Annotated in this window: 8 protein-coding genes; 4 read left to right on the forward strand and 4 right to left on the reverse strand. The window is 52.7% G+C overall.

Features of this window, described 5'->3' with window-relative positions; translation table 11 throughout:
• Positions 1-765 (reverse strand): aconitate B (locus BG74_RS17045; RefSeq protein ID WP_501037416.1); only part of this gene is annotated, 765 nt, incomplete at its 3' end.
• A 668-nt stretch (positions 766-1,433) separates the two neighbouring features.
• Between BG74_RS17045 and BG74_RS18935 the strand changes: the two genes are divergently transcribed.
• On the forward strand, positions 1,434-1,556 hold the full coding sequence (locus tag BG74_RS18935) for a hypothetical protein (RefSeq protein WP_256364226.1): 123 nt from the start codon (positions 1,434-1,436) through the stop codon (positions 1,554-1,556).
• Between the two features lie 607 nt (positions 1,557-2,163).
• A complete protein-coding gene (locus BG74_RS13330; protein WP_187202683.1) occupies positions 2,164-2,304 on the forward strand; it encodes a hypothetical protein in 141 nt (46 codons plus the stop codon).
• Between the two features lie 536 nt (positions 2,305-2,840).
• On the opposite strand, the gene BG74_RS05565 is transcribed toward BG74_RS13330, so the two are convergent.
• Entirely contained in the window at positions 2,841-3,095 is a 255-nt protein-coding gene (locus BG74_RS05565) for a hypothetical protein (RefSeq protein WP_066597174.1), read from the reverse strand.
• A 176-nt stretch (positions 3,096-3,271) separates the two neighbouring features.
• On the opposite strand from BG74_RS05565, the gene BG74_RS13335 reads away from it, so the two are divergent.
• Positions 3,272-3,442, forward strand: coding sequence for a hypothetical protein (locus tag BG74_RS13335; protein ID WP_187202684.1), 171 nt, complete (start codon positions 3,272-3,274; stop codon positions 3,440-3,442).
• Positions 3,435-3,653, forward strand: a complete 219-nt coding sequence (locus BG74_RS13340) for a hypothetical protein (RefSeq protein ID WP_187202685.1) — start codon at positions 3,435-3,437, stop codon at positions 3,651-3,653. The genes BG74_RS13335 and BG74_RS13340 overlap by 8 nt, the downstream gene beginning before the upstream one ends.
• Positions 3,654-3,915: 262 nt before the next feature.
• On the opposite strand, the gene lpdA is transcribed toward BG74_RS13340, so the two are convergent.
• A complete protein-coding gene (lpdA, locus tag BG74_RS05570; RefSeq protein WP_066597205.1) occupies positions 3,916-5,343 on the reverse strand; it encodes a dihydrolipoyl dehydrogenase in 1,428 nt (475 codons plus the stop codon).
• A gap of 207 nt (positions 5,344-5,550) precedes the next feature.
• Positions 5,551-6,967, reverse strand: a 1,417-nt coding sequence (gene aceF / locus BG74_RS05575) for a pyruvate dehydrogenase complex dihydrolipoyllysine-residue acetyltransferase (protein WP_244267335.1), incomplete at its 5' end; no start/stop codon positions are given.

A 6,967-nucleotide genomic window follows, 5' to 3' on the forward strand; every position in this document is an offset into this window, starting at 1 on the left:
CCACAGCAACGAGTTGGTAGCGGACTTGCGTGAGGAACCGGTACCCACCACATCGCCGACATAGGCTAACGGGAAGCCTTTGCTATTCAGCGCTTCGATTTGCTGGATGGGGCCCACATTGCCGGGATGGTCCGGGATAATGCCGTCACGGGCGTTTTTCAGCATTGCCAGCGCATGTAGCGGGACGTCCGGCCGCGACCAGGCGTCGGGGGCCGGGGATAAATCATCGGTGTTGGTTTCGCCAGTGACCTTGAACACGGTAACGGTCATTTTATCCGCCAGCGGAGGACGGGACAGGAACCATTCTGCCTCAGCCCAAGACTTCATAACCTCCTGCGCGTGAGCATTACCAGCCCTGGCTTTCTCTTCTACATCATAGAAGTTATCAAACATTAGCAGGATGGATTTCAGCGCTCTGGCAGAGATAGGCGCCAGCACTTCATTATCTAGCGCGTCCACCAGTGGCGCAATGTTGTAGCCGCCCTGCATGGTGCCCAGCAACTCAATGGCTTTTTCCGCCGTCACTAGCGGGGAAGACACCTCGCCTTTAGCAACGGCCGCAAGGAAACCTGCTTTGACATAGGCCGCTTCGTCCACTCCCGGCGGTACCCGATTGGTCAACAGATCCAGCAGATATGCTTCTTCACCGGCCGCCGGGTTTTTCAGAAGTTCAACTAGAGCCGCCATTTGTACGGCATCGAGAGGCTTAGGGGTAATGCCCTGTGCAGCACGCTCGGCAACGTGCTTACGATAATCTTCTAGCACGACTTTCTCCTCACTTTCATTGTCATAGGTAGTGCCCGGCTTTTCATTCCCTACCGGCGATACATTAACTAGAAAAGATTCATTGTTATCCGGCTGGGCAACTCCCGCCCGCCCGTTTATCAGGATCTAACCGTATTTTTAATTTTTTTAATTATTATCAATTGATACTTGGATGAAACGATAAAGCCTTAGCGATACCTATAAGCGTGTGCGGCGGCATGGAGATAACCGCGTACCGCCGCGCAGTAAGTTACTCTAACCTGAAAGCGTGCCGAAGCAAAGCGCCGGAGCGCCAGCGATGGTGAGAATATCAACGCCGGCGCTGCTAAAGACGCTCCTCCCTTATCGTTTTTTCCGTCGCTCCCTGCAACTACTGCGCTTTCGTTCAAGAGTTAATAAATTACGCCTTTTTTCAACAATACTCCTCTAGCACCCGCAATTATTAATTCCCAAAGTAAATTAAGGAGACTAAATGAATACCATACCTTGTATGTCCTTATGGATGTATCGATTAAAGCGAACTAGGATGATAAAGATTTTCTCGCAAGACGCCCGAATTCAGAGTATATCGAACTTGCCGCTGCCATGAAGGATGATAGCCTGACGCTTTCTTTCATCACCCTTGACCAAGACAACACACCCCGCTGGGCCTGCAGAGCCCGACCCCGATGGCCGATGCCCTAGTCGAAGCTGGAAAGATCTTTAATTTATCCTTCGGCGGCGCCGATAATGCCGATATCTTTACTGCCCTTTCCGAGGATAAATTACTGGAAGCTTATGCCTATAGCTAGGCGATTACCCTATATCAACTGCAGGGGTTAGTTTTCTATCTGGAAAACAATATACCTGATATAGAGAAAATCAGCGCGGAACTGGCCCGCCTGCAGCAGGAATACCAGAACCTGCGGATTTCGCTGACGCTTCCTCGACCGCCCCCACCGGGCTTCATCCCGAGCAAATAACGCTGGTGGAACAATTGCTCGCTGCGAAACTCGATTTTATCGTGAACACCATGACAATGGATTTTTATCATCCCAGCATTACTAGAGAAGGAGAAATAGGGTAGGAGGAGAAGGATGCGGTTACCAATATCGTCGCCCAACTCTAGAGTATTTACCATGATTTACCGGAGACGGCGCGTTTTGCCAAAGTGGGTGTGACGCCGATGATCAGCCACAATGTCGATGGCTCAATGTTTACGCTAGCCAACGCCTTTGGCATCAGCGCCTTTGCTGCCCTTCATAACCTATCTTCACTTTCGTTCTAGTCGCTGACCCGCGGCGTCACACCCGATTTAAATGATATCGACAACGGGAGCAGCAGCAATACTGAGCAACGTACGATCGGCGAATATACCTCAACTTCCTGGCCGGCGCGCTAAGCACGTCCGTGCCGACGGTGCCGAATACGTTTGAGATTGTGGACGCACAGTTGAAAACGCTGCCGGCAGAGGTAACCTCATCGCCGCAATGCTGCGCGAAAGAGATTGAAGTAGCTGTCGCCATCGCCCCTCAAACGCTCTCAGCGCCAGCCAATTAGGTCTTGGAGGTGGCAGCAGGGCAGTTATCGCGGCTACCGCAAGTGAAATCGCCGGCGCGTTAGCGACCCCATTACGCAGACGTAAGTCGATATCCCTAACGCAATCTTGTCACAAGGTGATACTTTTACCGACACTGTGTATAGAGGAGACTGAGACAAAAACTTCCCGAAAGAACACACCCAGCTGCCACCACCGGCATACCGGGGTAATCAGCTCGCGTGTGACCTCACCCGGGTCTAGGTATTAGCATGCCATATAGCGTAGGCTCTTACCTCGGCTTAACTACCGCCTCGGCTTCGGTATTAGTGATACCATTAACTACAGCTTCGGTTTTGGCCTCATTTTCGGCATACGTTACGGCTTCATCAGCTTTGCGATGCTCCCTGCATTCCGACGACGATGCGCCACCCCTATCGCTTAACGCGCGCGTTTATCAACCATTATTAGCCACGATCGGACGCTGCATCAGCCTCCGATCCCTACGCTGACCCCCTCTACACCAATAACGGTTTGCTAATCTTAGGGAGGGTTAGCATTAGATGATTACCCTTTTACGACGGAGGCAACATGATATGGATATCATCTCTAGTCCACCCCTCAGTATTATTCTGAGTAGCGGCCGCATTACGCGCATTATCCAGACCTGAACGCTGGACGACGCCAGCCATATGGGCTTATCGATCGACTGTTTGACAGATTTTTCCGCAAAGGCGGTGAGCACGCCGCCATCACCCGGCTCTACCGGCAGCTTAACCAGCTCAGCGCCAGAGGACTGCACGATCTCACTCACGCCGACAAACGATGGTTGCCCGTTTTATGTAGTTGCGCACCTATCTATGCCAACAGTGAGTACTGCAAGGTTTTTAGCTATCACTACTCTATACCCTACTGGAGCAGGCTCCATAGTCCTATCTGATATAACTAGATGATTATCAAATTTATCAATCGCCTCCGCTGGATCACCGTTTGGAATATCACCTTGCGGAAGTGTGCACCATGAAAGTCTGCCGGTTGCTGGACGATGCTTTTGCAGAAATCCGTGAACAGCTGATGACACCGGAGCGGCATATCCAATCGAAGATTGAAAGTATGGCCGACGCGCCCGGCAGTGCGGTAAAAAACGCTCGCCGTGCTTGACGATCCCTCTAACAGGCGGGAGAACCTTCTTGGTATTACCAACAGCGACAATAGTGCCCATTTTCTGGCGCATTATCACCACGACATTCTTTCTTTTGCCAATCGTCGCTCTACCCTCAACGAATTTCACTGCAAGCCGGTTAAAAATGGCGTTGCTAACACTATCGACTACCATAATTTAGGAGCGCTTTGCCTCGTGGACAACACATGACCAAAGAGAATACTCTATTGAAATATCTTGCCCGCCCCATCTCCTGTAGTTGGTCGATTACATTGGCGACGCAATTCATCGCCCGAAGGGCGGACAGCTATTGGTGGCTCGTCTCCCAGTGGGAGAAAACTACCGTCTGTGAATTGTTCAATTTAATGCTGTCCGACAACGTCGCTAGAGACACGCGGCGGGGCAGCCCTGCAAGGCACGTAATAAAAGGCGCCTAACGACGCCTTTTATTGCCGAAGGGAAAAGAACATTATTACTTTTTCTTCGCTTTAGCGTTGGGCAGGTCCGTAATGGCGCCTTCATAAACTTCCGTCGCTAGACCCACTGATTCATGCAGTGTGGGGTGCGCATGGATAGTCAGCGCAATATCTTCCGCATCGCAGCCCATTTCAATGGCCAGACCGATTTCGCCCAGTAGCTCGCCGCCGTTGACGCCGACGACTGCGCCGCCGATCACTCGATGGCTTTCTTTATCAAAAATCAGCTTGGTCATACCATCCTGACAATTGGAAGCAATGGCGCGGCCGGATGCCTTCCACGGGAATGTGGCGACCTCATAATAGCTGATACCTTTTTCTTTCGCTTTTTTTTCCGTCAGACCGACCCAGGCCACTTCTGGCTCGGTATAAGCAATAGACGGGATGACTTTCGGATCGAAATAGTGTTTCTTGCCAGCGATAACTTCCGCCGCCACGTGGCCCTCGTGGGTACCTTTGTGCGCCAGCATTGGCTGGCCGACGATATCGCCGATAGCGTAGATGTGTGGCACATTGGTACGCATTTGTTTGTCGACGTGAATGAAACCGCGATCGTCCACCTCTACCCCTGCCTGGCCAACATCCAACAGTTTGCCGTTCGGCACGCGGCCTATGGCGACTAGGACGGCGTCATAGCGCTCGGCTTCCAACGGCGCTTTTTTCCCTACCATGCTGACGTACACGCCATCTTCTTTAGCTTCCACCGCGGTGACTTTGGTTTCTAGCATCAGGTTGAAATGGGAGCTAACGCGCTTGGTAAAGACTTTTACCACATCTTTATCGGCCTCCGGGATAACCTGATCGAACATTTCCGCCACGTCGATTTCCGATCCGAGCGCGTGGTATACGGTGGCCATTTCCAGACCGATGATTCCGCCCCCCATCACCAGTAGGCGCTTCGGCACGCTGGTCAGGGCGAGTGCATCGGTGGAATCCCATACGCGGGGATCATTATGGGGGATAAACGGTAGTTGGATTGGGCGGGAGCCCGCGGCGATGATAGCGTTGTCGAAGGTAACGGTTGTTGTGCCGTTTTCACCTTCTACCTGCAGAGTATTGGCGCCGGCGAATTTGCCGTAACCGTTTAACACCTTGACTTTACGCGCTTTAGCCATGCTGCTCAAGCCGCTTGTCAACTGATTGACCACCTTTTCCTTCCAGGTACGTACTTTGTCGATATCAGTTTGCGGCTCGCCAAAGACGATACCGTTTTTGCTCAGAGCCTTAGCCTCTTCGATGACTTTAGCGACGTGCAATAGGGCTTTGGAGGGGATACAACCTACGTTCAGGCAAACCCCACCGAGGGTAGAGTAACGTTCCACAAGGACGGTCTCCAGACCTAAATCTGCACAGCGGAATGCCGCAGAATAGCCGCCTGGGCCAGCCCCAAGTACCAAGACCTGAGTTTTTATTTCAGTACTCATCATGACCTCTTAGTTGATTATCCGGCGGGTCAAGGCGTCTTTATCACGTATATTTGCATAACGCGCTGTATCCACCGGGGGACGCCTCCATCGCGCATAGTTTACAGAAATGTAAATAGACTGCAAAGTATGTGACGACTTTGGTATCGCCGCCGACCGCCCGTCGTCACCGGCGGCGATGCAGAAACAAGCAGGTCGGCCTAGAAATTACATCATCAAGCGACGGATATCGGACATCATCTTATTGATGAAGCTGATAAAACGCGCACCGTCAGCGCCGTCGATGACCCGGTGGTCATAGGATAGCGACAGCGGCAGCATAAGTCGTGGCGCGAACTCCTTACCGTTCCACACTGGCTTCATCGACAATTTAGACACGCCGAGTATCGCCACTTCTGGCGCATTGACAATAGGCGTAAACGCCGTACCGCCGATGCCACCCAGGCTGGAGATTGTGAAACATCCGCCCTGCATATCCGAAGACGTCAGTTTGCCGGCGCGGACCTTTTTCGGAATCTCCGCCAGCTCGCGCGACAGTTCCACGATGCCTTTCTTGTTCACATCACGGAAGACCGGCACCACTAGACCATTTGGGGCGTCTACTGCAACGCCGATGTTGATGTATTTCTTCAGCGTCAATTTCTGGGCGTCTTCGGATAGCGAGCTGTTAAAACGCGGTAGCTCCTCCAGCGCCTTAGTAACCGCCTTCATGATAAACACCAGCAGGGTAATTTTTACATCCAGCTTCTTCTTCTCAGCTTCAGCATTTTGCTGTTTGCGGAAGGCTTCTACTTCAGTGATATCAGCTTCGTCGAACTGGGTCACATGGGGTATCATCACCCAATTGCGGTGCAGGTTGGTGCCGGAGATTTTCTGGATCCGGCCTAGCTCCACTTCTTCGGTGTCGCCGAGCTTACTGAAGTCCACTTTCGGCCAGGGTAGCAGGCTCGGCAGCGTACCGTCACCTGCGTCGGCATAGGTGGCTTCGGCGCGTTTGACCGCCTCTTTGACGTACGTCTGGATATCTTCATGTAGAATACGGCCCTTACGCCCGGTACCTTTTACCTTTGCCAGGTTGACGCCGAATTCGCGCGCCAACCGGCGGATAACCGGGGTGGCATGCACGTATGCGTTGTTCTCGGCAAATTCATCTTTGCCTTGGGCCGATGACGTGGCGGCAGCGGGGCTCCTCTTGTTAGCGTCTGTTGCCGGCGCAGTGGCCACTGCCGCAGCGCTTTCCTTAGCCGAGGCCAGTGCGGGGACGGCTCCCTCTACCTCGAATACCATAATCTTCGAACCGGTGCTGACCTTATCGCCGACGTTAATCTTGATCTCTTTGATGGTCCCCCCGAACGGCGCCGGCACTTCCATCGACGTCTTGTCACCTTCTACGGCAATCAGCGACTGTTCGGCGATGATCTTATCGCCCACCTTGACCATGACCTCAGTGACTTCTACTTCATTGCCGCCGATATCCGGCACATTGACGTCTTGACTACTGCCGGATTGAGCAGGCGTGCTCTGCTGCTGCGCTTTAGCCTCGACGGTTGCGGCATCGCTGCCGCCAACTGCGGCCTCGAAGACCATAATCAGTTTGCCTGTGGTAACTTTATCGCCCACTGCT

Origin of the sequence: Sodalis-like endosymbiont of Proechinophthirus fluctus (assembly GCF_001602625.1) — a bacterium.
Taxonomy (GTDB): Bacteria; Pseudomonadota; Gammaproteobacteria; order Enterobacterales; family Enterobacteriaceae.